Here is a 759-nt window from a genome sequence, read left to right as displayed (position 1 = left end):
ACAGTCTGGCCATCATTACGCCATTCGTGCAGGTCGGAACTTACCCGACAAGGAATTTCGCTACCTTAGGACCGTTATAGTTACGGCCGCCGTTCACTGGGGCTTCGATCAGAAGCTTCGCTTACGCTTACTTCATCAATTGACCTTCCAGCACCGGGCAGGCTTCACACCGTATACTTCCACTTACGTGTTTGCACAGTGCTATGTTTTTAATAAACAGTTGCAGCCAGCTGGTATCTTCGGCTGATCTCGGCTAAAGATGCGCGATCTATCACCAATTTCAGCGTGCCTTCTCCCGAAGTTACGGCACTATTTTGCCTAGTTCCTTCACCTGAGTTCTCTCAAGCGCCTTAGTATTCTCTACTTAACCACCTGTGTCGGTTTGAGGTACGATTGAAGATCAATTATATCTTAGAGGATTTTCTCGGGAGTTGGAATCAACTACTTCATTACTGATGTAATCGTATTCACGCCTTTGTGTGACGATCGTACGGATTTTCCTATACGACCCACTTATACGTTTAAACCGAGACAACCTACGCTCGGATAGTCTATCCTACTCCGTTCCCACATCGAAATCGATATTCAGTACAGGAATATTAACCAGTTTTCCATCGACTACGCTTTTCAGCCTCGCCTTAGGGATCGACTAACCCTGCCACGATTAGCGTTGGACAGGAACCCTTGGTTTTTCGGCGAGCTGGTTTTTCACCAGCTTTATCGTTACTCATGTCAGCATTCGCACTTCTGATACCTCCA

Annotated in this window: 1 rRNA gene (running past both ends of the window); it reads right to left on the bottom strand. The window is 46.6% G+C overall.

Annotation, left to right across the window (positions count from 1 at the left end):
- Positions 1–759, bottom strand: a 23S ribosomal RNA gene (locus AOQ87_RS01150) (it extends past both window edges: 918 nt to the left, 1,244 nt to the right).

The sequence above is a fragment of the Candidatus Riesia pediculischaeffi genome, from assembly GCF_002073895.1.
GTDB lineage: Bacteria > Pseudomonadota > Gammaproteobacteria > Enterobacterales > Enterobacteriaceae > Riesia > Riesia pediculischaeffi.
This window is presented reverse-complemented; position numbering and strand designations above follow the sequence as displayed.